The sequence below is a fragment of the Geobacter sp. AOG1 genome, from assembly GCF_019972315.1.
Taxonomy (GTDB): domain Bacteria; phylum Desulfobacterota; class Desulfuromonadia; order Geobacterales; family Geobacteraceae; genus Geomobilimonas.
The window spans coordinates 1,096,030-1,122,024 of the sequence record NZ_BLIZ01000001.1 but is presented as its reverse complement, the minus strand read 5'-3'; the positions used below and the strand labels follow the sequence as shown (position 1 = coordinate 1,122,024).

At 57.7% G+C, this 25,995-nt stretch carries 33 protein-coding genes; 17 read left to right on the top strand and 16 right to left on the bottom strand.

What is annotated here, in order from left to right; translation table 11 throughout:
• Window positions 1-250 precede the first annotated feature (250 nt).
• Together priA and LDN04_RS05115 are read right to left on the bottom strand one after the other, a co-directional pair.
• Window positions 251-2,512, bottom strand: a complete 2,262-nt coding sequence (gene priA, locus LDN04_RS05120; protein ID WP_223907171.1) for a primosomal protein N' — start codon at window positions 2,510-2,512, stop codon at window positions 251-253.
• A 141-nt stretch (window positions 2,513-2,653) separates the two neighbouring features.
• Entirely contained in the window at window positions 2,654-2,833 is a 180-nt protein-coding gene (locus tag LDN04_RS05115; protein WP_223907168.1) for a helix-turn-helix domain-containing protein, read from the bottom strand.
• Between the two features lie 180 nt (window positions 2,834-3,013).
• Between LDN04_RS05115 and LDN04_RS05110 the strand changes: the two genes are divergently transcribed.
• The 9 genes from LDN04_RS05110 (at window position 3,014) to LDN04_RS05070 (ending at window position 7,780) form a co-directional block, all read left to right on the top strand.
• Window positions 3,014-3,691: a DUF2238 domain-containing protein gene (locus LDN04_RS05110; RefSeq protein WP_223907165.1), complete on the top strand. Its 678-nt coding sequence runs from the start codon at window positions 3,014-3,016 to the stop codon at window positions 3,689-3,691.
• A 115-nt stretch (window positions 3,692-3,806) separates the two neighbouring features.
• Window positions 3,807-4,100, top strand: coding sequence for a DUF2845 domain-containing protein (locus LDN04_RS05105; RefSeq protein ID WP_223907162.1), 294 nt, complete (start codon window positions 3,807-3,809; stop codon window positions 4,098-4,100).
• Window positions 4,101-4,260: 160 nt separating this feature from the next.
• Window positions 4,261-5,373: an aspartyl protease family protein gene (locus LDN04_RS05100; protein ID WP_223907159.1), complete on the top strand. Its 1,113-nt coding sequence runs from the start codon at window positions 4,261-4,263 to the stop codon at window positions 5,371-5,373.
• A gap of 125 nt (window positions 5,374-5,498) precedes the next feature.
• The gene (locus LDN04_RS05095) at window positions 5,499-6,281 is read left to right on the top strand and encodes a hypothetical protein (protein ID WP_223907156.1); all 783 of its coding nucleotides are present in this window, start codon (window positions 5,499-5,501) and stop codon (window positions 6,279-6,281) included.
• Window positions 6,278-6,526 carry a VF530 family DNA-binding protein gene (locus LDN04_RS05090; RefSeq protein ID WP_223907153.1) on the top strand — a complete coding sequence of 83 codons (249 nt, stop codon included), beginning with the start codon at window positions 6,278-6,280 and terminating at the stop codon, window positions 6,524-6,526. Before LDN04_RS05095 ends, LDN04_RS05090 begins: the two co-directional genes overlap by 4 nt.
• Window positions 6,523-6,780: a hypothetical protein gene (locus tag LDN04_RS05085; protein ID WP_223907150.1), complete on the top strand. Its 258-nt coding sequence runs from the start codon at window positions 6,523-6,525 to the stop codon at window positions 6,778-6,780. The genes LDN04_RS05090 and LDN04_RS05085 overlap by 4 nt, the downstream gene beginning before the upstream one ends.
• Window positions 6,781-6,814: 34 nt before the next feature.
• Window positions 6,815-7,159: an HIT family protein gene (locus tag LDN04_RS05080; RefSeq protein ID WP_223907147.1), complete on the top strand. Its 345-nt coding sequence runs from the start codon at window positions 6,815-6,817 to the stop codon at window positions 7,157-7,159.
• 118 nt (window positions 7,160-7,277) lie between these two features.
• Window positions 7,278-7,448, top strand: coding sequence for a hypothetical protein (locus LDN04_RS05075; protein ID WP_223907145.1), 171 nt, complete (start codon window positions 7,278-7,280; stop codon window positions 7,446-7,448).
• A gap of 104 nt (window positions 7,449-7,552) precedes the next feature.
• Entirely contained in the window at window positions 7,553-7,780 is a 228-nt protein-coding gene (locus tag LDN04_RS05070) for a hypothetical protein (protein WP_223907142.1), read from the top strand.
• Between the two features lie 541 nt (window positions 7,781-8,321).
• On the opposite strand, the gene LDN04_RS05065 is transcribed toward LDN04_RS05070, so the two are convergent.
• From LDN04_RS05065 to LDN04_RS05050, 4 genes are all read right to left on the bottom strand, one after another.
• Window positions 8,322-9,149: a PA4780 family RIO1-like protein kinase gene (locus tag LDN04_RS05065; RefSeq protein WP_374045137.1), complete on the bottom strand. Its 828-nt coding sequence runs from the start codon at window positions 9,147-9,149 to the stop codon at window positions 8,322-8,324.
• Window positions 9,150-9,461: 312 nt separating this feature from the next.
• Entirely contained in the window at window positions 9,462-9,638 is a 177-nt protein-coding gene (locus LDN04_RS05060; protein ID WP_223907135.1) for a hypothetical protein, read from the bottom strand.
• A gap of 97 nt (window positions 9,639-9,735) precedes the next feature.
• Complete coding sequence (locus LDN04_RS05055; protein WP_223907132.1) at window positions 9,736-10,176, bottom strand: hypothetical protein; 441 nt, start codon at window positions 10,174-10,176, stop codon at window positions 9,736-9,738.
• Between the two features lie 161 nt (window positions 10,177-10,337).
• Window positions 10,338-10,718 (bottom strand): VOC family protein, encoded by a 381-nt coding sequence (locus LDN04_RS05050; protein ID WP_223907129.1) that lies wholly within the window; start codon window positions 10,716-10,718, stop codon window positions 10,338-10,340.
• Window positions 10,719-11,032: 314 nt separating this feature from the next.
• Here LDN04_RS05050 and LDN04_RS05045 point away from each other — a divergent pair, with 314 nt between their 5' ends.
• Window positions 11,033-11,719: a DUF554 domain-containing protein gene (locus tag LDN04_RS05045; protein WP_223907127.1), complete on the top strand. Its 687-nt coding sequence runs from the start codon at window positions 11,033-11,035 to the stop codon at window positions 11,717-11,719.
• 21 nt (window positions 11,720-11,740) lie between these two features.
• On the opposite strand, the gene LDN04_RS05040 is transcribed toward LDN04_RS05045, so the two are convergent.
• Window positions 11,741-12,022 carry a hydrogenase maturation nickel metallochaperone HypA gene (locus LDN04_RS05040; protein ID WP_223907124.1) on the bottom strand — a complete coding sequence of 94 codons (282 nt, stop codon included), beginning with the start codon at window positions 12,020-12,022 and terminating at the stop codon, window positions 11,741-11,743.
• A gap of 122 nt (window positions 12,023-12,144) precedes the next feature.
• Window positions 12,145-12,765, bottom strand: a complete 621-nt coding sequence (locus LDN04_RS05035) for a trimeric intracellular cation channel family protein (RefSeq protein ID WP_223907122.1) — start codon at window positions 12,763-12,765, stop codon at window positions 12,145-12,147.
• A gap of 532 nt (window positions 12,766-13,297) precedes the next feature.
• On the opposite strand from LDN04_RS05035, the gene LDN04_RS05030 reads away from it, so the two are divergent.
• Window positions 13,298-13,708: a DoxX family protein gene (locus tag LDN04_RS05030; protein WP_223907120.1), complete on the top strand. Its 411-nt coding sequence runs from the start codon at window positions 13,298-13,300 to the stop codon at window positions 13,706-13,708.
• A 111-nt stretch (window positions 13,709-13,819) separates the two neighbouring features.
• Here LDN04_RS05030 and LDN04_RS05025 read toward each other — a convergent pair whose 3' ends face one another.
• Both LDN04_RS05025 and LDN04_RS05020 read right to left on the bottom strand, forming a co-directional pair.
• Window positions 13,820-14,647 carry a transglycosylase domain-containing protein gene (locus LDN04_RS05025; RefSeq protein ID WP_223907118.1) on the bottom strand — a complete coding sequence of 276 codons (828 nt, stop codon included), beginning with the start codon at window positions 14,645-14,647 and terminating at the stop codon, window positions 13,820-13,822.
• A gap of 26 nt (window positions 14,648-14,673) precedes the next feature.
• Window positions 14,674-15,585 (bottom strand): YceI family protein, encoded by a 912-nt coding sequence (locus LDN04_RS05020; RefSeq protein WP_223907115.1) that lies wholly within the window; start codon window positions 15,583-15,585, stop codon window positions 14,674-14,676.
• 205 nt (window positions 15,586-15,790) lie between these two features.
• Here LDN04_RS05020 and LDN04_RS05015 point away from each other — a divergent pair, with 205 nt between their 5' ends.
• The 4 genes from LDN04_RS05015 (at window position 15,791) to LDN04_RS05000 (ending at window position 19,309) form a co-directional block, all read left to right on the top strand.
• A complete protein-coding gene (locus LDN04_RS05015) occupies window positions 15,791-16,072 on the top strand; it encodes a peptidylprolyl isomerase (RefSeq protein WP_238482225.1) in 282 nt (93 codons plus the stop codon).
• A 240-nt stretch (window positions 16,073-16,312) separates the two neighbouring features.
• Window positions 16,313-17,701 (top strand): lipase family protein, encoded by a 1,389-nt coding sequence (locus LDN04_RS05010; protein ID WP_223907113.1) that lies wholly within the window; start codon window positions 16,313-16,315, stop codon window positions 17,699-17,701.
• 135 nt (window positions 17,702-17,836) lie between these two features.
• Entirely contained in the window at window positions 17,837-18,334 is a 498-nt protein-coding gene (locus tag LDN04_RS05005; protein ID WP_223907110.1) for a GbsR/MarR family transcriptional regulator, read from the top strand.
• A gap of 54 nt (window positions 18,335-18,388) precedes the next feature.
• Entirely contained in the window at window positions 18,389-19,309 is a 921-nt protein-coding gene (locus LDN04_RS05000) for an SDR family oxidoreductase (RefSeq protein WP_223907108.1), read from the top strand.
• A gap of 54 nt (window positions 19,310-19,363) precedes the next feature.
• On the opposite strand, the gene LDN04_RS04995 is transcribed toward LDN04_RS05000, so the two are convergent.
• A complete protein-coding gene (locus tag LDN04_RS04995; RefSeq protein WP_223907106.1) occupies window positions 19,364-19,567 on the bottom strand; it encodes a hypothetical protein in 204 nt (67 codons plus the stop codon).
• A gap of 14 nt (window positions 19,568-19,581) precedes the next feature.
• On the opposite strand from LDN04_RS04995, the gene LDN04_RS04990 reads away from it, so the two are divergent.
• Complete coding sequence (locus LDN04_RS04990) at window positions 19,582-20,430, top strand: mechanosensitive ion channel family protein (protein ID WP_223907104.1); 849 nt, start codon at window positions 19,582-19,584, stop codon at window positions 20,428-20,430.
• A 161-nt stretch (window positions 20,431-20,591) separates the two neighbouring features.
• Window positions 20,592-20,771: a CsbD family protein gene (locus LDN04_RS04985; RefSeq protein ID WP_214173672.1), complete on the top strand. Its 180-nt coding sequence runs from the start codon at window positions 20,592-20,594 to the stop codon at window positions 20,769-20,771.
• A gap of 95 nt (window positions 20,772-20,866) precedes the next feature.
• Here the strand turns inward: LDN04_RS04985 and LDN04_RS04980 are convergent, their stop codons facing one another.
• From LDN04_RS04980 to LDN04_RS04960, 5 genes are all read right to left on the bottom strand, one after another.
• The gene (locus tag LDN04_RS04980; protein ID WP_308464655.1) at window positions 20,867-21,331 is read right to left on the bottom strand and encodes an HAD family hydrolase; all 465 of its coding nucleotides are present in this window, start codon (window positions 21,329-21,331) and stop codon (window positions 20,867-20,869) included.
• 103 nt (window positions 21,332-21,434) lie between these two features.
• Window positions 21,435-23,183 (bottom strand): thioesterase domain-containing protein, encoded by a 1,749-nt coding sequence (locus LDN04_RS04975; RefSeq protein WP_223907102.1) that lies wholly within the window; start codon window positions 23,181-23,183, stop codon window positions 21,435-21,437.
• 58 nt (window positions 23,184-23,241) lie between these two features.
• Entirely contained in the window at window positions 23,242-24,204 is a 963-nt protein-coding gene (locus LDN04_RS04970; protein WP_223907100.1) for a methionyl-tRNA formyltransferase, read from the bottom strand.
• Window positions 24,201-24,962, bottom strand: a complete 762-nt coding sequence (locus LDN04_RS04965; protein WP_223907097.1) for an acetyltransferase — start codon at window positions 24,960-24,962, stop codon at window positions 24,201-24,203. The genes LDN04_RS04970 and LDN04_RS04965 overlap by 4 nt, the downstream gene beginning before the upstream one ends.
• Before the next feature lie 11 nt (window positions 24,963-24,973).
• Window positions 24,974-25,897 carry a radical SAM/SPASM domain-containing protein gene (locus LDN04_RS04960; RefSeq protein ID WP_223907094.1) on the bottom strand — a complete coding sequence of 308 codons (924 nt, stop codon included), beginning with the start codon at window positions 25,895-25,897 and terminating at the stop codon, window positions 24,974-24,976.
• Window positions 25,898-25,995: the final 98 nt, after the last annotated feature.

Sequence of the window (25,995 nt, the reverse complement as noted above, 5' to 3'; positions counted from 1 at the left end):
CCAGGTTAAGTGCCCTTAAAATAACGGATTGGGGGGCGGCAGGCAAGGGATATTTGAGACCGGGACTCGGGACTCGGGACTGGAGGCCGGTAAAGGCTCACACGAACTCGTTTCCGACCCGGAAAGGAGGGATTTTTTGTCCTGGCAAGGAAATCAAGGAATTGCACGGAGGCGTGTATATCGGTACGCCGCACACGCAAGGCCGCAGATTGACACCGCCAGGGCAAAAAAGGACCCTTTCCGTTCGAAACTACATCATTTCCACCGGATCGATGTCGATCACAAGCCTTACCTGGGCCGGCAGGTCGATGGCACCGCGGAAGCCGTTCACCAGCCGGTGCAGGTCGCTGCGGGCGGGGGCCTTGAGGAGAATCTGCCAACGGAAGCGGCCGCGCAGCTTGCCGAGGGGTGAGGTGACGGGGCCGAGGATCTCCACCCTGCTCCGGAGGCGCCCCTTGAGCTGCTGCAGGAGACGGGCGGCCCGTTCCGCCCCCTGCTCCACGGCTGCCGCGTTGGTGCCGGAGAGGTGGAGGGCGGCCAGGAAAGCGAAGGGAGGGTAGCCGGTCTCCCGGCGGAAGGCCAGTTCCTCCTCGTAGAATCCGGCCACGTCGTGGCTGACGGCATGGCGGATGGCGTAGTGATCGGGCGCCAGGCTCTGGACGATGACCCGCCCCGGCGCGTCCCCCCGGCCGGCCCGGCCGAGCACCTGGGTGATGAGCTGGAAGGTCCGCTCGGCGCTGCGGAAATCGGGGATATTGAGGGTCGCATCGGCGGAGACCACCCCCACCAGGGTGACGCCGGGGAAGTCGTGCCCCTTGGCAATCATCTGGGTGCCGATGAGGATGTCGATCCGCCCCTCCTCCAGCCCCCGCAGGATCCGGGCGTGCCCTCCCCGGCCGCTCGTGGTGTCCCGGTCCATCCTGCTCACCCGGGCCTCGGGAAGGAGCTCCCGCACCTCCTCCTCCACCCGCTCCGTCCCCCGCCCCAGCAGACCGATGGACGGACTCTCGCAGCCGGGGCAGACGGAGGGGGCCGGGATGGAGTAGTCGCAGTAGTGGCAGAAGTGGCGCTCCCGGCGCCGATGGTAGGTGAGGGTCACGGCACAGTTGGGGCAGCGGAGGACGAAGCCGCACTCCTGGCAGACCAGGTAGGTGGCGAACCCGCGCCGGTTGAGAAAGAGGAGTGACTGCCCCCCTCCCGCCAGGTTGTCGGCCAGCGCGGCGGCCAGGGGGGGAAGGAAGGTCTCCCCCTTCTTCCCCCGGGCATCCACCAGCTCCACCGTCGGCATGGGGAGGTCGCGCACCCGCCGGGGGAGCTCCAGGCAGCCGAGCCGCCCTTCTCGGGCGGCGTGGAAGCTCGTTACCAGCGGTGTGGCGGAACCGAGGAGGACCACCCCCTTTTCCATCTTCCCCCGGACCAGGGCCAGGTCCCGGGCATGGTAGCGCACCCCTTCCGACTGCTTGTAGGACCCCTCGTGCTCCTCGTCCACCACGATGATGCCGAGCCGTTCCAGGGGGGCGAATATGGCGGAGCGGGCGCCGATGACGATCTCCGCCTCCCCGCGCCGGATCCGGCGCCATTCGTCGAAACGCTCCCCATCGGAGAGGCCGCTGTGGAGGACCGCGATGCCGCAGCGGAAGCGGCGCTTGAAGCGGCGAACCAGCTGGGGGGTGAGGGCGATCTCCGGCACCAGGACGAGCGCCGTCTTCCCCCGGGAGAGCACGTGGGCGATGGCCTGGAGGTAGACCTCGGTCTTGCCGCTCCCCGTAACCCCGTGAAGGAGGAAGGGAGCGAAGGCGGCCGTATCGCAAGCAGCGACGAGGCGGGCCAGGGCCGCCGCCTGGTCGTCGTTCAGGACATGGGGGGTGTCGTGCTCGAACACTTCCTCCCGGAACGGGTCGCGGTAGACCTCCCGCGCCGTGGCCGCCACGAACCCCAGTTCCCGGAGCCGCTTGAGCTGGGGGGCGCAGGGACCGAACCGCTGGCGGAGAAGATGGGCCGGCGCCTCCTCCATCCCCGCCAGGAACGCCAGGATCTCTCCCCCCCTTCCCCGTGGTTGTGTGACTCCTGCCGCAGCCGGGAGGGACCGGTAGAACAGCTCCGTCTTCACCCGCTTCCCGCCCGCCAGCACCTCTTCGGTGGCGCTGGTCCCGTCCGGACCCGCCACCTGGCGCTTTCGGCTGGTGAGGTTGATCCCCGCCGGCAGTGCCGTCTTCAGCACCTCGCCGAGGGGAAAGAGGTAGTAGGAGGCGACCCAGCGGAGAAACGCCAGCTCCGCCTTCGTGACGAGTGGTTCCGCGTCCAGTACCTCGATGATCTCCTTCAACTCCGCCGCCGTGGCGTCCCCCGGACCGAGGACGTACCCGGTCACCTTGCGCCGGCCAAACGGCACCAGCACCCGCTTGCCGGCCGCTGCCGACGCCGCGAGCCGTTCCGGCACCCGGTAGGAGAAGGTCTGGTCGATCCTTACCGGAATGGCGACCTCGATGATGGTGGGGGGGGATGCTGACATAATGGTGGAGTCTACAGCGGACGGGAAAAATAGACAAGGGGGAGATGGGGGAAGTGCCAGATCCCGAGTCCCGGCCTTTCCCTATTGCATTTCACCAATCCCAGGTCCCGGATCCCGGATCCCGAGTCCCGGCTTACCAGCCTACACGGACGGCACCATGTCCAGTTCCTGTTCTATGTCATTTCCGTTGACCAGCACCTTGTCCCCATTCTCCTCGGTGCGAACCAGGCCACTTTCCACCCATTCGTCTATCCGAGATGCGGGGATACCGTACTTTGCGGCTGCCTGCTCGACTGTGTACCACGTTTTGGTAAGTGACATGGCGCTCCCCTTCCCTTTCGTTTCAGTAACTATACCACATCTTCGGCACCGGTCCCCGCCTTCAAAGATTTGCTGACCCCAGGTCCCGAGTCCCGGGCCACGGCCTTTAAACCTTGACACACCTGTCTCCACGTGTGTATGTAGATGAGGAATTTGCCATGCAGTACCCAGGAGGGGCCGATGAGTGACGACGATCAACCCAAAAGCCATGTCGAACCGCTGCTCCTTCTGTGTGGCGCCTTCCTTGCACTCGCCATTTCGGGCCTCAATCCACATGACCGTCTGACGTGGATACTGGAAATTTTCCCCTTTCTGCTAGCCGTGCCGATTCTTGCCGCGACCTACCGCACATTCCCCCTCACGCCGCTGCTCTACCGGCTGATCGTCGTCCACGCCATCATCCTTTTCATCGGCGGGCATTACACCTACGCCGAGGTCCCGTTCGGCTTCACCCTGCAGGATATGTTCGGGCTCTCTCGGAACCCCTATGACCGGATCGGCCATTTTGCCCAGGGCTTCGTGCCGGCAATCGCAGCCCGGGAAATTCTTCTGCGGCGGACTCCCCTTGTTCGCGGAGGTTGGCTGTTCTTTATCGTTGCTTCCATCTGCCTCGCCATCAGCGCCTGTTACGAGTTCATCGAATGGTGGTCGGCAGTTGCGCTCGGACAGGGCGCCGATGCCTTCCTGGGAACGCAGGGCGATCCCTGGGATACCCAGTGGGACATGTTCACTGCGCTTCTGGGGGCGTTGACAGCACAATTGGTGCTTGCGCCGCTGCATGACCGGCAGATGCGTCTCGTTGCCGCACAGCAAAAAGGTACGGCTTCCCCTGAAGTTGCGACTCAAGGCGAGAGTTGAGTGCCTGTTGTCAGTGTGGGAGCTGATGGGGCAGTTTTTTATGATCGCAATACAAATGCCTATCACCAGATTCTTTCCCAGGGGGTGGGGGTATGACAGATATTAGGAGGGCATATTGAAGATTATAGTTATAATTTGCTTTACTGTCACGGCTCTGGCAGTAAACGCAACTGCAGAAATGAATGAATTCGAATCGTGCCACTGCAAAAACGGTCTGGCCACCAAGGGAGACACAAAACAGGAGGTACTGGAGGATTGTGGTCAACCAGTTCGTAGTCAGTTTAATGTTCGGCGGGATTGTTACGAAATGTGGCTGTACAACTTTGGTCCTACGGAGTTCATGCAGGGCGTCTGTTTTGACAACAGTGGTCGGGTGAAGAAGGTTCTTAGTCTTGAACGCGGCTATTAGCTGCGCGATGTAAGTAGACTAACTGTGCAATAATGCCAACATGGCAGAAGGACCGCCTGAAATTAGCAGAGCAAGAGGGTTAAAAACAATTACACCGATAGACTCGCCACAAATGATTGTCGCCTCGTGTCAGGAATTTCAAAAACGAGTAGCCGATGAATTGAAGTGGGCCGGGAACGGAGACGAGCAGAACTCTATCCTCATTTCCGCACTCTACGAGTTCGCCGATGCTATTCTTGATGCACTCCGGAAGGCCGCAGAGGCAGGCGGCGAAGCATCACATGACTATATCAAGGCCCAGACGACAACCCTCGATCTCTTGAGTTGGCTGGCGATCCCTCTGGTTCGTTCCAGCACGAGTTACCGAAGTGCCATCACGGTGTTCGATGACGTGACGGAAAAGTGTGCCGATCCGCAGGTGCGCAAGAAGCTCGTAAGCTACACGAACCAGCTCAAAAACCGATGGCTCCAGGAAGAGCCCGCAGTGCTGATCCATAATCCTCGTGCGCGCAGACTTCGGCGTGGCGGCGAGGGGCAAAGCCATTCTATGCTCATCACCATGCTGGTTGTGCTGGCAGTCGGGGTGGTTGCCGTTTTCATGTTGGCTCCCGGCCATTTCGGGACGCTCTTGGTGGGTAATCGTACCGGGCAGTCCATGCAACCACCGGCACCGGCCAGTACGGCGACCGGAACAGAGCTGCAACAGCCTCCGGCAGCCTCAAATGAACCACCAGTCCCAAATCAGGTGCTAGCGACCCCTTCCGAAGGAGCCAACTTCTACAAGTACACGGACGCCAATGGTGTAATCCACTTCGTCGACAATGGAGACAACATCCCCCCTGCCTATCGCAACCAGGTTACGCAGTACAAGGATAGCGAGAAGGGGCAGACGACCAGCGTGAGAATTGTCGGTGACCAGGTGCTTGTGCCGGTAACCTTGCGCAACGGCAGTATAGCCGTACAGGTGTGGCTCGTCCTTGATACCGGGGCTTCGTTGACCACGATCCATGAAGATGTCGCCGCCCGGCTCAATATCGACTGGAACTCCACTCGTGGAAGGTCGGTGCGGATTGCCGACGGAAGCCAAGTTGCCACCAGGTCAGCCATGCTCGAATCAATTTCTGTCGGGTCGAAGACCAGCTCCCCTGCAGAGGTGAGCATCATGCCGTTTCAGGGTGAGAAGGGGAAAGCAGAAGGGCTTCTTGGCATGAACTTTCTCCGTGACCATCGCTTCCACATCGACTTCGCCAACCAGCAGTTGCGCTGGAACTGATTAAACCCGCCACTCACGATCGCGGCAAGTTCCCAGAATTGATGTAGACTATACTGACAGATTTCAATGACCGCGGTTCTCCCGGAAATGCGGAACGCGTCTTCGTTGCAAGCAAGGGGTAACGTATGAACCTTCATCGAATCGTATGGTTTGTAAACCGTTTTACGATCTATGTGGTGCTGTTCGTGCTTTTAGTTGCCATCATAGTTACACTTGCCTATGAACAGTGGCTGATCAGCCTTGTTGCCATGGTCGTGTTCTTCCTTGCCCTCTACAAAGGGCTGATCCGGCTCAAGATCCTCACGAATTCGGTGGTAGTGCGCGACGGGAAGGTGGTCTTCTTTGTTCCCGAGACGACGGTTCGTAACCGGTTCGATTTTGTATCGCGCGGGCAGAGCATCGTCGAATTACCGGAATTCCAGTTGCTGGACCGGCCATTCAAGGTGGAGATCTTTTCTCCGGGCCGAGAGGGGACGGTGTGGAGCTGCCGTCTGTCGCTCCGCTTCGAATACCTCATGCAGCCGGCAGCGTGGCAGCGTGCCTACGACAGTTTTGTCGCCCACGGGGAACGCCTGCCATCGGCAGTCAAGAAGCTGCTGGTGGAGAGCTCTGCCCGGCTGGAACTCAAGCCGGTCGCCATGACCGGCGACGACGCCATGCGGGAGTTCCTGACGCCGGTCGTCGCGCACCTGAATCGTGCGCTGGCGGACGTTGGCCTGGAAGTGGTGGACGTGCAGTGCTCATTCACCGAAGCTCCGACCCTGGCCCGCCTTCTGGGTGGCGATCAGCAGGAGGCTGAAAAGGGATCGACGGAAGAGGTTTTCAAGTGGCAGGTCCGGGAGGAAAAAGGGTCGCCGAAAGGAAGGGGTGCGCTTCTGGAGGTGCCTGGTAAAGAGAGCACACTATGATCGATCGCACAACGAAAGACCCCCTGCACGGCATCACCCTGGAAGCCATGCTTGCCTGGCTGGTGGAACATCAGGGCTGGGAAGCCATGGGACGGCGGATCGATATCCGGTGTTTCCACAATTCCCCCAGCATCAAGTCCAGCCTGCAATTCCTGCGCAGGACCCCCTGGGCGAGGGCCAAGGTCGAGCGGCTGTACCTGCGGCTTGCCGCCTCGGCCCGGTTGCCGGGAAAGGAGCGGCCATGAAACTGACAGGGGCACCCAAGCTGGTGGTCTGGGCGGAGAAGGTGCGGAAGGACCGGCTGAAGGTCTGGCAGGAGACCTCTCCGGAGGTATTCAAGGCCATCGAACCCCTGGTGAACCGGCAGACGAATGCCGACTGGTGGATATCCAACAAGGACAAGGGGCTGGAGGTGGTCTGCACGCAGCTGCTCACAGGGAAACGGCCGCAGTCGGCCGCCGGCCCGCGGAAGCAGGGAAAGCCCGGGGGTAGCGATTGACATGCACACAGCCGGCTCGAGAGGACGACAACCGATGACCGATTCCACCTGTGATTTCTATTGCGGCAAGATCCTGAAGGGCCTGCTGGACGTGCCGGTCTACTACGAGAACGAGCGGGTCTTCGCCTTCCACCACACCAACCCCCTGTGGGAAAACCACGTCGTCCTCCTCCCCAAAAAGCACGTCGAGTCGCTGATCACCCTGGAAGATGCGGACAATGACCTGCTGCTGGAGCTGATGCAGACGGCGAAAATGATCGCCGGGGACTTCATGGCCCGCTTCGGGGCGGCCCGGGTCTACACCAACCTGGGCGAGTACCAGTCCTCCAAACATCTCCACTGGCATATCGGCGCAGGCCCGCAGCTGCGGCCGTACTGAGCGGCGGGAAATTCTGGGGACCGTTCAGCCCCGGATGTGCTATTATAAAGCCAGGCAGAAACAATGGTTCGACGCAGTTGCACCGTGAACGAACCGAGAAGGAAAGGAGGTTGCCACCATGACAGGCATCGGCTGGGAAATGTTCGGAACGGGCATGAGCCTGCTTATCATCACACTGGTATCGGCCATCCTCTTCGTGTACATCTGGTTGCGGTCGGGAGACGATATGCATATGACCACCCATCCCCATGTGGACAGAATGGCCGGAGATGAAGGGGAAGACTGGTAAACAATACAACACGAGCAGTGATAACGGGACAGGCTGCGTTTCGCGGGAAATGCAGCCTGTCCCGATTTTGCGAGAAACACACATCAACTCTGGAGAACACACCTATGAAAGTCGACCTGGCCCTGCTGAACAACCTGCTAAGCAAACGATCCGATGAGATTGAACAGAGCGTTGCCGGGACCGGCTATCTGGCAAGAACGGTCATCGGCGTCGGCACCTTTTTGCTCGATAACGAAGGGGACACCGATCTGCTGACCTCCAAGCAACTCGCCACCTTTGAAAAGTTTCTCGAACCGCTGCTGGAGTCCCGCCCGATCAGACCGGGGAAGTGATTTCCGGAATTTGTGCCGCTCCCGTTCCAAGGAGTGGTATAGTATGGCTAACCGTGGAGAGATGTTTTGATACGCACCATAACCGTACGTGATAAGGAGTACCAGTCATGAGCAAAGGCGAGGACACCAAGAAAGCCGTTAAAAAAGCACCTGCCAAGACACCGAAGGAAAAGAAGGCTGAAAAAAAGATCAAAAAAGCGGAAAAGAAGAAATAGTCCGACAATCTCGACACAGAAAAATTAGGAACTGAAGGTGGAACTATGAGGATATTTAACGTGTGGAGTGCCGAGAGAATTTGCCGTACCCGCATGATCAGCCAGGATTTTTTCGAGTGCAAGGTGAAAAAGCCAAACCCCAAGTTCTGTGAGTACTCTCTCCGCATGGGGGGCAGCTTCATCTGCAATCATCTGGGCCGTCTCGGATTTTCGAACCAGAAATAGCGGGCCCGTCTCCCTTGCGGTGTACGGGGTAGAGGCGGCCAATCGGCCGCCTTTGCTGTTTCTGCGGCAACGTCCGATGTCACCGCCCTATGTGCGCATTTTCAACTGTTGCGCTCATGCCAGCGCCGCACCGCATCCACATCCCGCATGACGCCATGCACGTCGGCCGGTTTGCTGCCCTGCTCAAAACGGCCGGTCAGCGGGGTCTCCGGCCTGAGCTCGCCGGTGGCATAGAGTTTCCAGATCTCCCGGCCGTAGTCGGTGGCCAGGAGTTCGGGCGCGAACCGGCCGAAGTAGGCGGTCATGTTGGCGACATCCCGCAAGAGCATGCCGGCTGCGTTGTTGTTCCCCGCGGCATCGATGGCCTGGGGAAGGTCGATGATGACCGGCCCGTCGCTGCCGACGAGCACGTTGTACTCGGACAGGTCGCCGTGGACGAGTCCGGCGCAGAGCATGAGAACGATCTGCCCGATCAAGGTGCGGTGGTATTCGCGGGCCTGCGTCCCGGTCAGCTTGACATCGTTGAGCCTCGGCGCGGTGTTGCCGTTATCGTCGACCACCAGCTCCATCAGCAATATTCCACCGACGTAGCTGAAAATTTTCGGCACGCGCACGCCAGCAGCGGCAAGGCGGCGCAGGGCATCCACCTCGGCGTTCTGCCAGGCACCTTCCTGCTCTTTCCTGCCATATTTCGTGTTCTTCCCTATGGCGCGGGCCTGGCGGCTGTTCTTCACCTTGCGCCCTTCCTGGTACAGGGTCTGCCTGCTGAAGCTCCGGTTGTCGGCGTCCTTGTATACCTTGGCACAGCGAAGCTCTCCCATGGACTGGACAACATAGACCTCGGCCTCCTTGCCGCTCATGAGCTGGGCGACGACCTCGTCGACGAGGCCGTTATGGACAAGCATCTCAAATTTTTTCGGCATTTTCATAAGGGTGTCATATCCTGTTCTGGCCGCGAGGGAGATGTTTTCACACATTTCCCCGTTCGTTGTGTGTTTTGGGTTGGGGGGAGGTTCGCTCGGAAGGAGTTGTGCGGAGTATCCCCGAGGGGGAGGAGAAGGAATTTCGGATTGAGGGTCCGTGAGGAGGTGTTTTCTGGAGGTACGCCGAGGTCAACTATACGCTAAGCAGCGGACAAAGGATAGCGCATTCCCGCCTTGCAACATCAAAGGGTGACCACCCGGCCACCCTTCTCGCCCCATCTCCCTTTGTCAGCGTCTGTTCCGCCAGCACTCGCAGCATTAACTGAGCGCGTGCTCATCGCCACTGATATGAACAAATCCTTCATGGCTTACTTCATGGTCGATGCTGCTGATCGTCCCGCAGACGTCACACAGGTATTTGTCCCCGATGCTTTCGTAGGAGCTGTGCTCACAGGCTCCGCTCCAGACCTTGATGTCGCACCGTTCATTCGTCATGACCTTTCGCCCCCTTTCTTCCTGGTCCCATTATAGCACGGGACGGAAGTCGACCGGGCGGGAAATTCCGGAATGCCGGGCCGTCTTGCGCACCTTCTTATCCGCAACGGAGCCGCTTCTTCCCCCCCTTAAACAGCACGTCGATCTTGTTCGGCAGGACGAGCTGCACGATGCCGAGCCCGAACAGGGGGTGCAGCAGCAGGTTGTTGACGCGGTACTTTCTTTCCATGTCGTACGGGATCGCCTTTTCCGGATCCCAGCCCGGCTGCAGTGCCTCCCACTCGGCAGCAGCAGCGGCCACCGGATCGGCTTTCGCCGTGCGCGTACGGGGCGTCGCCGTTTTTTTCAGGGTGGTCCTGGCAGCAGCAGGCTCTTTGGCCGCCTTGACCGGGTGATAGTTGTGCATGCTGTGGCAGGTATTGCACTCGACGCGCACGATCTTTTCCCCGACCATGGCGACGATGGTATGATTCATCAGTGCCCGGCAGCGGGTGCACTGGGTTTCAATGATGCTTCCGGCCGATAACGGTCTTCTCATGATGTTCTCCCTCGGTGTGGTGCCCAATAAAAAAACCACAGGGGTGGTCCCTGTGGTTCGGGTGACGGTCAGTTATAGCATGTTTCTCCATGCGGGGCAATTGCTAAACCGTCATCCTTTGTTCTGCGGCACCTGCGCTTCGGGCATGGGTTGCGCGACACCTAAGCCATGCTGTGCAGCGCCACCACGTTCCCTTCCGTATCCTCGAAGCGGCCGATGAAGCCATACTGACCGATGCTCGTCTTCGGCAGAAGCTCTTTTCCGCCGCCGGCTGCGACCCGTTCCAGCGTCGCCGGTATGTCCTGCACGGAGAAATAGATCACGGTCCCCGTCCTCGCGGGAACATAGCCATCACCCTTTACCAGCGAACCGGCGGCCCCCTGAGTCGCATTCTCGTTCATGGGGAACATTGCCATCAGGAGCGGGCCCATGTCCGACGTGGTGAGCGTATAGCCGAATACGGCTTCATAAAAGGCCTTGGCCCGATCCAGATCGACGACCGGAATCTCGAACCAGATAACCGGATTGATTGCGGTTGCCATCGTTATCGCCTCCTTTTCGTTTCCCGAAGTGACGACTGCCTTGTCACTTTGCTGTACTTACAGTGTAATCCTTTGGCGGTAAGACATAAAGGCAGTTTGTGATATGGTACGGGAGGGGCACGTCCCTGCTCCCGATTGCATTCCGGCCCCGGTGAGGTAAGCTCCCCTATGACGAGTGGCCACCCACCTGGCAGCAAGCGTTGCACCCGGTCGCGATTGACCATCCTCCGTGATTCTGGTACAGTGCCCCCGTCCGGTTACACGGGATTCGGCAGTTGATGGGAACGCACTACTGCCCAGGAGGATGAAGAAGCATGATTCTGACCGGAACCATCGTCAACGTTGCCGCGATCTGTGCCGGCGCCCTGGTCGGCCGCTATGCCGGCCGCATCGCCCCGAGCCGGATGCGGCAGACTGTCATGGCGGGGCTGGGGCTGACGGTGCTGTTGATCGGGCTGCAACTGGCGCTGAAGAGCAGGCAGCCGATGATCGTTATCGGCAGTCTGCTGCTGGGCGGGGTGATCGGTGAGATCGTGCAGATAGAGGCGCGTCTGGAGAGGTTCGGCCAGTGGATGCAGGGCCGTTTTGCCGGCGCGGGGAACAGTGCGGAGGGCTTTGTGGCGGCCAGCCTCCTCTACTGCGTCGGCGCCATGGCGATCATGGGATCGCTCCAGGACGGCCTGGGGGGGAAGCCGGCCATTCTCTACGCCAAAGCCGCGCTGGACGGGATAGCTTCCATTGCCCTGGCTTCGACGCTCGGAATCGGCGTGCTCTTTTCGGCACTGCCGGTGGCGCTCTACCAGGGGGGGATAACCCTGGCTGCCGTCTCCGCCAGGGCGATGCTGACCGAACCCGTCGTCCTGGAGATGAATGCGGTCGGCGGCCTGCTGATCGCCGCAATCGGTCTCGACCTGATCGGGATCAAGCGTCTGCCGGTGGGCAACATGCTGCCGTCGGTCTTTGTGGCGGTGGGGCTTGTCTGGATATTCGGCCTGGCATAATTTTCCGTTACCCCTTCAGCTTCACGGCAACGTGTAACCCGCCCCTGCAAACTGGATATTCGCCGGATCGTCGCAGCGTGGCGGCGATACGGCATGAACACCACCACAGGCCGGGCAGCTGTCCACAAAGCTGATCAGGGTGAAGGGGGCGCCGCACCCCCGACAGGTGGTGGGTAAGCCGCCACCGGGAACTGGCCGCTCCCTGAGGCTGCCGCCGTGGGCTCGGCTGACGAACTCCACCAGTTCCCTTCCTTCTGCATAAGGCCCAGCCCCGGCGTCGTGGCCGCATCCGCAATTTCCCATGGTTCAAACTCCTTGTGAATGGTTGGTAACTGGCGGGCGTCATCCCCGTCAGCAAGTGCCAGAGTACACGGAGTCCGCAGCAGGTCACATGACCCAGGTCAAGAAATCGTGATACGCAGCGATCAGCAGCTGCCGGAATTTCGGGAGGCCTTCGGCAATGACCAGTTGAAGTGGATGGCGCAGACACGCAGCACGATCACCGCCAGCGCGGAGAGGATGAGCGACCAGGTGGTCGGCAGGGGGGTGAGGTGGAGCAGGTAGAGGAGGGTCCCCCCCACCAGGCAGGCTGAGGCGTAGACCTCCTTTTGCAGCACCAGCGGAACCTGGGAGGAGAGCATGTCGCGCATCATCCCCCCGGCGGTGGCGGTCATGACCCCCATCATCACCGAGCCGATGAAACCCATCTGGAAGTCGAGCGCCTTGCCGGTGCCGATCACCACGAAGGTGCCCAGTCCCAGTGCGTCGAGGTAGAGGAGGGGGAGCTGCAGGAGGCCCACCCGCCTGTGGAACAGAAAAACCGCCAGGGAGACGAAAATCGAGAGGTAGAAATAGGTCTCGTCCTTGAAGACGAAGGGCGGAGTGTCCCCCAGAAGCAGGTCCCGCAGGGTTCCGCCGCCGGTCGCGGTTACCATGCCGAGCATCAGCACGCCGAACAGGTCCATATCCCGGCGAATGCCGGCCAGTGCGCCGGACGCTGCAAAGGCAGCGGTACCGAGCAGATCGAGGCTGTAGAGCAGGTTCACGGTTACCATCCTCCTTGCCGGCAGTTTACCCGGATGTCCGGGCAAAGGCAATCCGGGAAATGCAAGCATAGCGGCACAAACGACAAAGGCGGCCAATTGGCCGCCTTTGTCGTTTCATAACCCGTCTTCGCCGTGAAGAGCACGGCTGTCCCTGGGGGGGTGCAGTGCCAACAAGGGGACTGGCGGACCGCCAGCCGGGAGACAGGCCGATAGGGAAAGAAAAAGCCCCCGTATTTCTACAGGGGCTTTCTGGAATCGCCCGCCAATCAGCTTGGCGGGCTAAATACTGCAACCTTCCTTGCAACGGGATACCGGGCGAATACGAAATCTTTCAGTCCACATCGGCGTAGTCTCCTTTCAATCCTGGTTTGCGTTGATGCCTGGAGTTACTATACATGCATACGAAGAGCTTCGTCAATTATAATCGGATATATGAGGTCTTTTTTATTTACTCACCCCTGGGGCGTCCCCCACTTTCTCCATCACGGTGTATAATGAACGCAAGGCAGAGCAATTAACGGGAGGTGTTACCATGAAATCATTCATGTCGAAGTACAGTTCCCACTGTTACGCGCTGATGCGGATCGTTGTCGGTTTTCTGTTTCTGTGGCACGGCGCCCAGAAGCTGTTCGGATTTCCGATGGGCATGCCGCCAGGAGTTCCCCCCTTCATTACCTATGTCGGTGGCTCCATCGAACTGGTTGGGGGCATCCTGGTGATGGTCGGCCTGTTCACCCACTGGGCAGCCTTCATAGCGAGCGGTGAGATGGCCGTCGCCTACTGGATGGCGCACGGGCCCAAGGCGCTGTTGCCGATCCAGAACAATGGCGAACTCGCCGTAATTTACTGCTTTGTGTTCCTGTTCATCGCTGCGCAGGGGGGTGGAATCTGGAGCATCGATTCCCTGAGGGCTGGCGGCAACGGCACAGTTCCTGACCGATAGGCGGGGTGGTCCCGGAGGTTCCGGAAGAACGGAGATTGTGTATCAGCTGAAAAGGCGGCCAGTCGGCCGCCTTGTGCATTGAGTATCGTTCCCGGCAATCCTGCACCGGGCTCACCGGGAAAACCCGAACAGGTCCCTGAAGAATCGCCGCGCCTTGGCGGAGAAACTCTGATCCACCTTCTTCTGCATGCCGCTGATATTGGGCGTCTCCGCCAGCGCCTGGCGGTACTCCGCCTCACTCAGTACCCCCTTCTGGCGCAACTGTCCCAGGATCATGTCGGAGCGTTTCAGCACCCGGTCCAGGTGGCGATATGGATTGTAGACCTTCTGCGGGCCGGGAAGCATGGCGGCGAGGAAGGCGCATTCACGTGGGGTGAGAGTGCTGGCCGGCTTGCCGAAATAGTAACGGGCACCATGGCCGACCCCGTACACCATCGGTCCCAGCTCGACGACGTTGAGGTAGAGTTCGATGATCCGCCCCTTGGTCAGTTCCTGTTCCAGCCGCTTGGCGAGATAGAGCTCCTTGATCTTGCGGGTGATGGTCTTGTCCCGGGAGAGAAAGAGATTCTTCGCCGTCTGCTGGGTGATGGTCGAGGCACCCCGGGCGAAGCGCTTCTTCTCCAGGTCATACGTGATGGCGTTCTTGAGCGCTTTGACATCGATCCCCTCGTGCCGGTAGAAGTTGACGTCTTCCGCCACGATGACCGCCCATTTCATCTCCGCGGGGATGCTTTTCGACGGGGTCCACCAGGGGTTCTGCGGACCGACGACAAAAGGGTGAAGCTTCCCCCTCCAGTCCTTCACCTGGATGGTCAGGTTCGCCGAGCGGTCGGCAAGCGCTGCCACCGAGGGGAGACGGTAGAGGGAAATGCCAATATAGATGCTATAGAGGGCAATGCAGCCAAGGACGATTGTTGTCAGCCATTTTACATACTTCAATGGTGCCTCGCAGGGGAAGAGTCGATCTACCCGGACCGTCGCGCGACGATGAACAGCTCGATATCGATCCGGTCGTGAACCAGATGCATCCCCAGTTTTTCGAACAGTTTGCCCGAACCGTAGGCGATATTCCAGGCGGTTCGGTCGATGTCAAAGGCCGCCTGGGCCTTGAGGCTGCCGTCTTCCTGGGGCGCCACCGCGGCCGGGAAGGCTATCCGCCGGGTGATCCCCTTGATGGTCAGCTCACCCTCCACGGTGTGGTCGGGCGCTCCCGGTGTGGCACCGGCAATCCGCTGCCAGCCGCTGATCCGGATGCCGGCCACGGGATACCGGTCGACGGCGAAGAAGTCATCCGACTTCAGGTGGTGGACGAGCATCCGCCGGTAGGTTTCGTCCTGCAGGTCCAGGTTGGTGATCCCGGTCATATCCAGGGTAAGCTCCCCCCGCTGCAGTTCCCCGGCGGCGATGACGAGCTCGCCACCGCTGAAGGGGATCCGGCCATAGTGCCGGTTGTTGAAATTCCGGCCGATCCATTCCAGAACCGAAGCGGACGGGTCGAGCCGATAGGTTCCATCCCTGAGGACCGGTTCCGGTGGCGGGTCGGCCGCCGGTTCCACGGGAAAGCCGGCTGCACACCAGCCAGCCAGACCGCCGGACAGGACGCGCACATCACGGTAGCCGGCCTCCAGCAGCTTCTCGCGAGCCGTTGCCGCCGCCATGGTCGTGCCGGTGGCGTCGTACAGCACTAGCGGCGTGGCCGGGTCGGGCGCCAGTTCTGCAACGCCCTTCAGAAAAACGATCTCATAGACGCAGGCGTTGCGGGCGCCGGGAAGATGCCGGGCCGCATATACCTCCGGTGGCAGGACATCGACAACACGCAGTGCACCGCCGTCAGCGAGCCGCTTGTTCAGTTCCTGACAGGTTATGGTTGCTGTCATGGCTGCTCCCCCTTTCTTGCGTTATAGCTACAGTTTAGCGCCCCAGTCCGCCGTTGACCAGCAGTATGGCAAGAAACGGCGGCTGACACCGAACAGAGCCTTTCCCGCCGGGTGGGCAGCGCCAAAAGACGCTGTCCACCATTGAACTACTGTGCTATGATTTCCCATCCCACACGGGAGAAACTTACACAACAAGGAGAACACAATGGCAAGAGCCACTGCCCGCCACATCCTGGTGAAAAGCAAGGAGGTCTGTGAAGACCTCAAGAAGCAGATTGAGACTGGTGCCGACTTTGCGGCCGTTGCGCGGGAACATTCCCTCTGCCCGTCGGGCAAGCAGGGCGGAGATCTGGGTGCCTTCGGCCCGGGCCAGATGGTCAAGGAGTTCGATCAGGCTGTTTTCACCGGCGAAGTGGGAAAGGTCCTCGGTCCGATCCAGACCCAGTTCGGCTTCCACCTGCTGGAGGTCACCAGCCGCACCGAATAGAAGGTGGATTCGTAGCGCAATCAGTGCGACAAGGGGGCCAGGCTGCTTATGCCTGGCCCTTTTCCTTCCTAAATTACGTATAGTCCCTGTATTTTCCACAACAGCCGTCGCCGGGCATACGGCGGAACAGCCCGCGTTTGAGACTTGATTCATGACGTTTACAGGCATACACTCTTAACTGTATGCGGTTGTCCACTATTGACAATCCCGCACCGGACATACGGAACAGGAGATATAACCATGACCATGTTCATCGGCGCACCACGCGTACTTCGTACGGTAGTTGTGGCCATGTCGCTCCTCGCTGCAGGCTGCGGTTCACATTCATCCCCTCAGCAGGCTGCTGCGGGCGTAGTCAACATCGACCCCAAGGCACTGCTGGCCAGCATCACCACCGGCATTCAGCAACCTGCCGCGCGGGCATTGGGCGGCTGGGAGTGGGGCGGTTTTATCAACAGCTTCGGCACGCTGCTGACCAGCATCTCCTATACCCTCGAAATGCAGAAAGTTACCTATCAATCCACCGGAGCGGATGGCCGACTGCACACCATGACCGGCCTGCTCATCCTCCCGAAATCGATCTTCGGCGCCAAACCTTCGGTACCGATCCTCCTGTACCAGCACGGCACCGAACCGTACCGCCCTTATTCCCCATCCCAGTATCTGGCTCACCTGGACAGGCCGGCCGATTATCCTGAAGTCATGGTTGCGGCAGCAATCGCATCCACTGGTTATGCCGTTGCCATGGCCGATTACGAAGGGCTGGGGGACAACACAGGCACTCAGCCCTATGTCCATGGCAGTTCACTGGCGCAGCAGGTGATCGACATGCTCAGGGCAAGCCGCGACTTGATCGGTGGAAGCAGCTCGCCCTGCTCATGGAACAGCCAGCTCTTTCTCATGGGGTATTCCGAGGGGGGGTACGTGACCATGACCACAACGCGGGAACTGCAGATCAATCATGCCGCAGAGTTCACCGTCACCGCCTCGGCCCCCCTCTCCGGTCCCTATGACCTTTCCGGCGTCATGCGAGGGGTCATACTCTCCAACACCACCTTCAAGGCCCCGTACTTCCTCCCTTTCCTGCTCACCAGCTACAATTACGCCTCCGGAGGGGCTCTCTTCAACACCGCATCCGCCTTGACGTCAACCTATAGCACCACCATTCCTCCCTTGTTCGACGGCAATTCGCCATCGGACAGGATCAACGAGGCCATGGGGATGGGCTACAGCCCGGTGAACCTGATCATACCGAAAAGCGTCCTGACCCAGCAGTTCGTCGACCAGCTCACGCTCCCTGCGAGCCCGCTGCTCGACTTCCTCAAGGCGAACGACGCGTACCGGGACCGGCTGAACGTGAATGCCGCCTGGAAGCCAACCGTACCGATACGGATGTATCACCATAAGAGCGACGATCTGGTCCCCTACGCCAATTCCCAGGTCGCTTTCGACGCCTTCAGCAGTGCCGGGGCCAAGAATCACACGCTGCGGGGCCCCGGTGTCGAACTGCTGGAAGAACCGGTCTTCCTCAACATCTCCCCCTCCGACCCGGTCAAGACGGTCCATCTCGGTGCCGCATTCCCGGAACTGAGCGATGGGTGGAAATGGCTCGATAGCTTCAAGAAATAGGTATGAAGGCCCTTTGCCGGCGCAGGATAAGTGAAGACAGAGTCAAGCCTTGAAACACTTTTTAGTGCCGACAAATGGCTTGACAAAGTTCTGTATGTTCTGTATGTTCTGAACATACAGAACCTGGAGTGATCGATGAACGAAGAGCTGATCAATCAATTCGTAGAAACGTGGGGAACCATGGGGAGTGCGTGGGGAGTCAACAACTCCGTGGCCAGAGTTCATGGTTTGCTCATTATCACTGACCGCCCATGGTGTATCGATGAGATAGTCGAGCGGCTGCAGATCAGCAAGAGCAACGTCAGCACATCTCTCAAGGAACTGCGTTCCTGGAACGTCATAAGAAAGGTCTTTCTTCCGGGCGACCGGCGCGAATTCTATGCCTGTGAACCTGACGCGTGGGAAATGCTGTTTAATATCATGAGGCAACGTAAGCAACGTGAACTGGATCCAATCCTGGCAAGCATCTCCTTGACCTGCGAGCAAGCGAAAAAAGCACCATCAGGAATCGCCGTCGACCGACTCGCCCAGATGAAGCAGATGCTGGATGTCTTTGACAACCTTGCCCGTCTTGCGCTTAAGAGTGAAGCCCAGGTCAAGGCGCTGGTTTCTCTGCTTCCGAACCGAAAGTAATTTTTTTGATTGCTTTGTTCACAAAATTCTGAACAAAAAGAACGGAGGGCGATCATGTCAACAAAAGAACTGCATGTAGTCACTGGGGCCTTTGGTTACACGGGAAAATCCATCGCACAAAAGTTGCTGCAAGAAGGGGTTAAGGTGCGCACGATAACCAACAGCCGGTCAGCCACGGACCCTTTCCAGGGGCAGGTCGAAGCGCACCCCCTCGCCTTCGAGCATCCGCAGCAACTGCAAGAGTCTCTCTCCGGAGCGAAGGTACTCTATAACACCTACTGGGTCAGGTTCAATCACCGGCGTTTTTCACACAAGGCGGCGGTGGAAAACACCAAGCGGCTGTTCGATGCAGCCAAGGCGGCCGGAGTCGAGCGGATCGTCCATGTCAGCATTACCAATCCAACCGCGGACTCTCCTTTCGAATATTTTCGCGGCAAGGCAGAACTGGAGTCATATCTCAAGAATCTGGGAGTATCGTATGCGATCCTTCGCCCGGCTGTCTTCTTTGGCAGGGAGGATATCCTGATCAACAACATCGCCTGGGTGCTGCGTACATTTCCCGTCTACGGCCTGTTCGGTAACGGCCGCTACGGGATCCAGCCGATTCATGTCGATGATTTTGCAGAACTGGCCATTGCGGCAGGAAAGCGCACCGATAACCTGACATGGGATGCAATTGGGCCGGAATCATTTACCTTCCGCGAATTGGTGGAGAATTTAGCCCGGGTCATCGATTGCCGGCGGCCCATCATCGATCTCCCCCCATGGCTCGGCCTGCTCGCCGGGAAAATCATGGGGGTAATGACGCACGATGTCGTCATAACCCGCGAGGAAATCGGAGGGTTGATGGCCGGCTTACTGGCAGTTGATTCTCCTCCTTTGGGTAAAACCAGGCTGACAGACTGGGCCAGGAAACACCGCGATTCTCTGGGGGTCAACTACGCCAGTGAACTGACACGCAGACAGATTCAATAGTTGAAGAGTTCGATCCATCGTTTCACCGGCGAAGTGGGGAAGGTCCTCTCCGGTTCAGACCCAGTTCGGCTTCCACCTGCTGGAGGTCACCAGCCGCACCGAATAGGCAGGTATTTTTTGAAGCACAACCAGGATGATAAAGGGGCCAAGCAATTTGTTTTCAAAGTAGCCTGGCCCTTTTTCTTGCAGAATTACGTAAAGTGTTCCCCGGAATTCCTGATTCTTGATCTCAAATTCATTGCGAATTTCCCTTCTCATGATATCCTGACCCCATGGTGGACATTAATCCGGCAAAAAAAGCAGCAGTGGCTACATCACCGGAATTGACCGAAAAAATAATTTTCTATTTTGTCGATCACGGGATGCAGATTCTCACCGCTATTGTTCTGATGGGCATAGGGGTGTTTATCGCCCGCTGGGTCGGCAATCTCATCCATCGCTGGCTGAAGTCAAAGGCGTATGACGAGCCGGTCAGCAACCTCATTGTCAAGGTTGTCAAGCTCCTGATCATAGCATTCATAGGGATCATGTCGCTTGGCCAAATGGGGGTACAGATCACGCCGCTCATAGCCGGAATCGGCGTGGCTGGGGTCGGCATCAGCCTTGCGATGCAGGGGATCCTCGGTAACCTTGTGGCCGGACTGACAATCATTTTTTCAAAACCATTCACCATCGGTGAATATATCGAACTTCTCGGGGTATACGGTCAGGTAACCGATATAGCCTTATTTTCCACCACACTGCTGCATTCGGACAATTCGCGTGTTATTGTCCCCAACAGGAAGATTGTGGGTGAGATACTCCACAACTACGGCACCATTCGCCAGCTTGATCTGACTGCAACCATAGGGTACAGTGCGGACCTCGCGCTGGCACTCTCAATAGTGAGTGATATCCTGCAGCAAAACCCCAAAGTGCTGAGGGATCCTGCTCCTGTTGTCGGTATAGCTGCCCTGAATGAATCATCTGTCGCCTTGGCGATCAGGCCATGGGTGCAGGTTGAAGATTTTGTCCCCACGCAGGCTGCGATCTACCAGGCTGTAATAGAACGTTTCCGGGACCAGAAGATCGAAATCCCGATTCCCCGCCGCGATATTCATTTTCTGAATTCGTTGACCTGAGCCAGACGACCTGACCCCATAGCTTTGCCCCCTACGTGCAAACCTTATATTTCAAGACCTCACCTTATCCTTTGTGATATACTGTGATTGTCAGAAGAGGCAATGCAGTTGTGGCTGTAGAACCGGTAAGCCGTTGCTTCTCAAGCGGCAGGAGGTGCATCATGAGAACCAGTACCAAGCGGATGGCAAAAGGGATATTTCATGAAGTACGAGGTACGGCAAAAAGAATGGTCGGCTCACTGATTTCGAACAGGACATTGGAAACAAAGGGGAGATTCGAGCGGATTACGGGCAAGGTCCAGAGAAAAATCGGCAAAGTACAGGGTGCATGGGGATTTTAGGAAGGGCAGCGCTCGCCTGTTCCACGGTACTTCAGAAGTAAAAAAAGGCGGCCGATTGGCCGCCTTTTGAATTAGTCCATGTGCATCGACTGGGGTCAGGAGGCCGGCACGGGAACGGCATCCGTCAACCCCTGGGCCAACTCCTCAAGATTTGCCGCCGCCAGGTCGGCAAGTTCCGCCAGCGGAAGGCGCCGCTGCGGTCCACATGGATGGTGGCGGTGCCGGCGGCGCGCCCCACCTGGAGGTCGAAGAGGTAGTCCCCCACCATCATCCGGTGCGCTCCTCCAGGCGTCGAGCAGCTTGGCGATCCCCGCCGGATGGGGTTTCGGCGCGGCGGCGGTCCTGGCGACCAGTTCATACTCGATCTCGAACAGCCGGGCATGCTTTTTCACGGCCTCGACCGCCGGCAGGGAGGCAAGGAACTGGATAATGTCGGGGTCGGATTCGGCCATGCCGAGTTCTGCGCGGATGGTGGCAAAATCGTGCACCGGCAGGGTCAACGTGCCGTCCAGGTCGAAGATCCAGCAGCGACGGTCTAGTATGTGGTGGTGAGATGCCATAGGAACAGGATAGACTTTATATGGGAACGACGAAGGCGGCCGATTGGCCGCCTTCTGAATCAGGAATGGTGCCCCCTGTTGTGCCGAGAATTTTCTGAACACCCTATTGTTCCGCGCTAGTTAATGCCTGCCCCAGGTAACGATTGATTTCTTCCGCCAAACTCTGCACAAATGGCTCAACGAGCATGGCTTTAGGATAGATTGGCAGACTACACACGGAAAGGCCTTCGCGAACTACCTCGCCCCATCCAAACGTGGCATCATTCTGTCCCAGAAAATGGACTTTGGGCCGGAACACCACCACCCGGCCTGAATACTCCCTCGGAATATATTCCGTTGCCGCCTGTTCATTCGCTTCTGTTACGGCCAAATGGGGGTACGGCATCCTCTCCTCCCCCTTCCTTCCCCACGAGGCGAATCGAAGTGCGAGTCTCCCCTTCTCAACGGACAACTTCTTTTTCAGGAACCTCAACCGATCCGACATCCCAAGAGAGAGAAGATTCCCCAGATGATACCCCACATTCTGCAGCAGGTGAACAAGAGACACGAGATGAGATCGGGGCGTTGGATTGAAGTGAACGTTGTAGGTTTCGATCATCCCGACGAGAGCGACCTCCTCTCCCTCCGCTCTTAGCTGTTGCGCCATTTCGAGGGCAATGATTCCCCCAAGACAATAGCCTCCCAGAAAATAGGGGCCCTTTGACTGGAGACCCCTTATTTCTCGAACATAACAAGATGCCATCTCTTCAACGGTAGCCAGAAGACGTCCGCTTCCGTCCAGCCCCTGGGACTGCAAACCGTACACCGGCTGATCCTCTCCGAGATAATTGGTCAATTCTCGGTACAGCAATATGTTTCCTTCAGCGCCATGAACCAGGAAGAGGGGAGGCCTGTCCCCTCCTTCTCTGATGGGAACCAGTGACGACCAGTCAGGTTTCTGCACACCCTCCTGAATGAAGCTCGTCAATTGCCTGAGTGTGGGGGCCTGAAGCAGAATCGGGAGAGGAAGTCTCACCTGAAACGCCTGTTCTATCTCCACGAAGAGGTTGACCGCATCGATCGACGTGCCTCCTAACAGGAAAAAGTCGTCATTACGGCCGACACGCTTAACGTTCAGGATCTTCATCCAGAGCGCGGCGAGTTTCCGCTCAATCTCCGTCGAGGGCAATTCAAAGGCTTCCTGATCTGAATGCTGATGAGTTGCTGGAGTTTCCACTCTCTGCATCAGAATCTGCGCCGGAACCCCCATGACCGACGCCCCTGCAGGGACATCCTGAACAACCGCAGAGTTTGCGCCGATGACCGATCCATGGCCAATTTTCAATTCCGGCATGATAGAGGCGTTTGTTCCGACATACACACCGTCGCCAAGTTCAACCCGGGCGTTAATCACAGCGCCTGGGGCGACAATGCACCCCTTTCCCAGACGGCAACCATGACCAATTATTGCACCGGCGAAAATGATGGACCCATCGCCCACGGTAGCGTTCGCGCAAAACAGGGAATTTCGGTAGACGGTAATATTGCTGCCCAGATCAACCCCCTGAATATCCACGTCCGGAGCGATGAGGGTTGCAAAGGGCACTCCGTACTGCTCGATCTTGTGGTATGCCACCTGGCGACCCGTCGCCGTACGGGCCACCATATTCGAAACTTCAGCGGTAGCGGGGTTCGCGTCCTGAAGAAGAGAAAATGCCCCGGCGATCTCAATGCCTAGAATCTGCTGGCCATGCTTGGAGACATCATCATCGAGAATGACAATCCGGTCCCAGCGCTTATGAACACTGTTGACCGTAAGCGCCAGCCTCACACCTTCCGGGTTCCCGGCACCGCAAAGGTAAAGCGTTTTCACAGGGTCTCTCCACCTTCAATTCGCGTCAATGAATCAATGGGATTGAAGATTCAACAGATCAATATGAGGCACGTCCACATGGCTGCATCTGACTGCCGACTTCAAGGTTGTATGTTTCAATAAAACTACCCATACGAATCGGCTTCATCGTATCGTTCAGAACCTCCGTGATACGTATGGCATTATTATTTATTTTTACGTCAATCCCGCTTTTGCAAAGCCCGAAAATCCTTCCGGGCGCCACTGTTTCGGGAACGGATTCTTTGCACCTTGATATAGTGTGAATAAAAAAGGCCCTTGAATTCACTATTGATTTTGGATGTACAAAACTGTTGTGGATCGGGCTGAACCTGAGCCCCCTTACAAAGCGATCGAACGCATCGAAATTCCAGCTGTAATCGACAAACCCATCATTGGGAATATCTCTCCTGGTATAGTGACTCGCCAGGGTTTGATCCTGCCTTATTCTTGGAATGTTCCCCTCAAGAACAACCGGTAAAAACCGCTCAAAAAGCGCGGTACCTTCCTTGATGCATTTTACGATCAAGCTGAAGGCTGTCTCGGTTTCAGAGATATCGAAACATGCTTGAGCGACAATATCTCCCGAATCTATGGCCTTCTCCGCAAAATGCCAGGTAACTCCGTACCTTTTTTCGCCGTTCATGATTGCCCAGGAGCAGACATTTATCCCCCTGTACCTGGGTAAAGGGCCATTATGGAAGTTGATTATCCCTTCACGCGGAATTGCGATCAATTCCTCCCTGATAATTTGAAAACTGTTGATGTTGAATAGTATGTGCGGACCAATAGCTTTGATTTTCTCAACAATCTCTGCAGAATTGACATTACTGCTAAGTTCGAGATCGAGAGCTTCTGCTTTGCAATAGTGTCGCAAAAACATCAGCGATATATCTTGGGGATCGGCAATGACCAATGCAACATGAGCTTGCCGATGCATCTTCATGATTTTCAGGCAATCAACCGCCATACTTCCATTGCCTATGACGACGATTGTTTTCAATGTATACCCTTTATCGATACGTGTGCCGGGCCACGTTCAAGTTGAACGTTCAATTCGTTGCGTATGTCGGGAGGAAGTGTTTCGTCCTTTTCAGATGCGAGTTTTTGTTTGAGCGTCATGACTGTTTTTGCGGGAACCCCCATGACCGTAGTCCCTGCCGGAACGTCGCAAATGACCGCGGAGCAGGCGCCAATGGTTGACCACTCCCCCACTTTCACCTCGGGCATGATCGCCGCGTTCGTCCCCACATAGGTTCCGTCCCCGAGTTTAACCCTCGAATTGGCAACCGCATTCGGGGCCAGGATACAGCACTTGCCCAGAAGGGATCCATGCCCCGCCACAGCTCCCACCATGACTACCGACCCGTCACCCACAACAACCGCCGGGCCGACAATTGAATTCTGGTAGACCGTAACCCCTTCGCCAAGTTCCGCACCATAGGTATCGGCATTCGGGTGGATCAGAGTGGCAAAGGGAAGACCGTACTGTTTGAGCTTACCCCAGGCCAGCCACCGTCTCACCGCACTTCGTGTGATTAGGTTGACGATTTCCGCAGAGCCCGCATCGACATCGTCCAGCACGGAAAAGGGCCCGACAATCTCCACACCGAGGACTGATTTCCCCTGCTTGTTCGGATCATCGTCCAATAGGACTATTCGATCCCAGCGCTGCTGATCCATGTTGACCGTGAGTGCCAATCGTACGCCCTCAAGGTTTCCGGCACCGCAGAGATACAGTGTTTTCCTGACCTGTTCCATCGTTTCCCAATTCAATTATCGTTGACCGAAACGAGATTGATTCTCTCGGCAGCTCCTGTCATCCAGTCCTTACAGTCCCGGCACCGATCCGGCAGTTCCTCAAAGCGCTGTTCAAGGTGTATTTTCCTATACTGCCCGAGACGTCTCCACAAGATGGACAGCGGTTCGTCCCAGGCATTCCCCACACCCTCCTCCCCTTCTGTGTCGCCGGGGCACCGGGGAATTCTGCCATCCCAATACACATGCATCATGGTCGTGGCCCAGGGACAGGGGATCCGCTCCTGTTTCGGAATCTCCAGTGAAGTTTCAAACTGCCCCCCCCAACTCAGCTTGTTGCGCAATTTTATCGTGGCACCCCGTTCCAACCAGTATTGCACGAACGTGTCCCGTTCATTCTCATTCTCAGCCATTTCGATGAACTGGACCTGGATCTCGGGGCCATAATGACGTTTTTGACGCTCGACCAGAAGGTGCATGACATTCGCATAGAGCAGATCCCGATTCCCTTTGACGCGTATCTTTTCATAGGTTTCCCGGTAAAAGCCGTCGATCCCGAACACGATGAGATCAACGCCGGAATCGAGAATGCGATCGGAAAGTTCAGGTCTGACTAGCATTCCGTTGGTGTTTACATTGAGAGAGCGGAGCCCCGCCCTTTTGCCATACTGAATCATCTGCAAAAGCCGGTCGGGCTCGAGAAACGGATCTCCGATGAACGAGAACCAGCACTGGGTTTCGGGGGAAAGAGCCGCTATCTCATCGGCACAGATTTTCCACAATTCAAACGGCATCCTCCCCTTCGGCCTGCGCATGTTGGGATGATGACACATGATGCATTCCAGGTTGCAATCCGAGCAGACCTCTACCGCAAAGCGGGTAGGAAACGGAAGTTCCTCCAGCGTGGCGACGATTCTGGAAAGTTCGGGATTTATCACGGTCCCTCCTCCATCATTTCCGTGCACTATTTTTTATGAATCTTCAAAACGACAGCCTCTTGGAAAAGTACTCTGGGTTCCCCTCGGTCCCTGCTTTC

What these genes read in the sequence shown, in the direction of transcription:
- LDN04_RS05040 (WP_223907124.1), bottom strand. Translation starts at nt 12,022, where the DNA reads ATGGGAAATTGCGGATGCGGCCACGACGCCGGGGCTGGGCCTTATGCA.
- LDN04_RS04995 (WP_223907106.1), bottom strand. Translation starts at nt 19,567, where the DNA reads ATGAGAAGGGAAATTCGCAATGAATTTGAGATCAAGAATCAGGAATTC.
- LDN04_RS05050 (WP_223907129.1), bottom strand. Translation starts at nt 10,718, where the DNA reads ATGGCAACCGCAATCAATCCGGTTATCTGGTTCGAGATTCCGGTCGTC.
- LDN04_RS05115 (WP_223907168.1), bottom strand. Translation starts at nt 2,833, where the DNA reads ATGTCACTTACCAAAACGTGGTACACAGTCGAGCAGGCAGCCGCAAAG.
- LDN04_RS05030 (WP_223907120.1), top strand. Translation starts at nt 13,298, where the DNA reads ATGAAATCATTCATGTCGAAGTACAGTTCCCACTGTTACGCGCTGATG.
- LDN04_RS05015 (WP_238482225.1), top strand. Translation starts at nt 15,791, where the DNA reads ATGGCAAGAGCCACTGCCCGCCACATCCTGGTGAAAAGCAAGGAGGTC.
- LDN04_RS05045 (WP_223907127.1), top strand. Translation starts at nt 11,033, where the DNA reads ATGATTCTGACCGGAACCATCGTCAACGTTGCCGCGATCTGTGCCGGC.
- LDN04_RS05070 (WP_223907142.1), top strand. Translation starts at nt 7,553, where the DNA reads ATGAAAGTCGACCTGGCCCTGCTGAACAACCTGCTAAGCAAACGATCC.
- LDN04_RS05000 (WP_223907108.1), top strand. Translation starts at nt 18,389, where the DNA reads ATGTCAACAAAAGAACTGCATGTAGTCACTGGGGCCTTTGGTTACACG.
- LDN04_RS05005 (WP_223907110.1), top strand. Translation starts at nt 17,837, where the DNA reads ATGAACGAAGAGCTGATCAATCAATTCGTAGAAACGTGGGGAACCATG.
- LDN04_RS05095 (WP_223907156.1), top strand. Translation starts at nt 5,499, where the DNA reads ATGAACCTTCATCGAATCGTATGGTTTGTAAACCGTTTTACGATCTAT.
- priA (WP_223907171.1), bottom strand. Translation starts at nt 2,512, where the DNA reads ATGTCAGCATCCCCCCCCACCATCATCGAGGTCGCCATTCCGGTAAGG.
- LDN04_RS05055 (WP_223907132.1), bottom strand. Translation starts at nt 10,176, where the DNA reads ATGAGAAGACCGTTATCGGCCGGAAGCATCATTGAAACCCAGTGCACC.
- LDN04_RS04980 (WP_308464655.1), bottom strand. Translation starts at nt 21,331, where the DNA reads ATGGCATCTCACCACCACATACTAGACCGTCGCTGCTGGATCTTCGAC.
- LDN04_RS05110 (WP_223907165.1), top strand. Translation starts at nt 3,014, where the DNA reads ATGAGTGACGACGATCAACCCAAAAGCCATGTCGAACCGCTGCTCCTT.
- LDN04_RS04990 (WP_223907104.1), top strand. Translation starts at nt 19,582, where the DNA reads ATGGTGGACATTAATCCGGCAAAAAAAGCAGCAGTGGCTACATCACCG.
- LDN04_RS05090 (WP_223907153.1), top strand. Translation starts at nt 6,278, where the DNA reads ATGATCGATCGCACAACGAAAGACCCCCTGCACGGCATCACCCTGGAA.
- LDN04_RS05020 (WP_223907115.1), bottom strand. Translation starts at nt 15,585, where the DNA reads ATGACAGCAACCATAACCTGTCAGGAACTGAACAAGCGGCTCGCTGAC.
- LDN04_RS04965 (WP_223907097.1), bottom strand. Translation starts at nt 24,962, where the DNA reads ATGGAACAGGTCAGGAAAACACTGTATCTCTGCGGTGCCGGAAACCTT.
- LDN04_RS05010 (WP_223907113.1), top strand. Translation starts at nt 16,313, where the DNA reads ATGACCATGTTCATCGGCGCACCACGCGTACTTCGTACGGTAGTTGTG.
- LDN04_RS05060 (WP_223907135.1), bottom strand. Translation starts at nt 9,638, where the DNA reads ATGACGAATGAACGGTGCGACATCAAGGTCTGGAGCGGAGCCTGTGAG.
- LDN04_RS04985 (WP_214173672.1), top strand. Translation starts at nt 20,592, where the DNA reads ATGAGAACCAGTACCAAGCGGATGGCAAAAGGGATATTTCATGAAGTA.
- LDN04_RS05075 (WP_223907145.1), top strand. Translation starts at nt 7,278, where the DNA reads ATGACAGGCATCGGCTGGGAAATGTTCGGAACGGGCATGAGCCTGCTT.
- LDN04_RS05080 (WP_223907147.1), top strand. Translation starts at nt 6,815, where the DNA reads ATGACCGATTCCACCTGTGATTTCTATTGCGGCAAGATCCTGAAGGGC.
- LDN04_RS05085 (WP_223907150.1), top strand. Translation starts at nt 6,523, where the DNA reads ATGAAACTGACAGGGGCACCCAAGCTGGTGGTCTGGGCGGAGAAGGTG.
- LDN04_RS05065 (WP_374045137.1), bottom strand. Translation starts at nt 9,149, where the DNA reads ATGAAAATGCCGAAAAAATTTGAGATGCTTGTCCATAACGGCCTCGTC.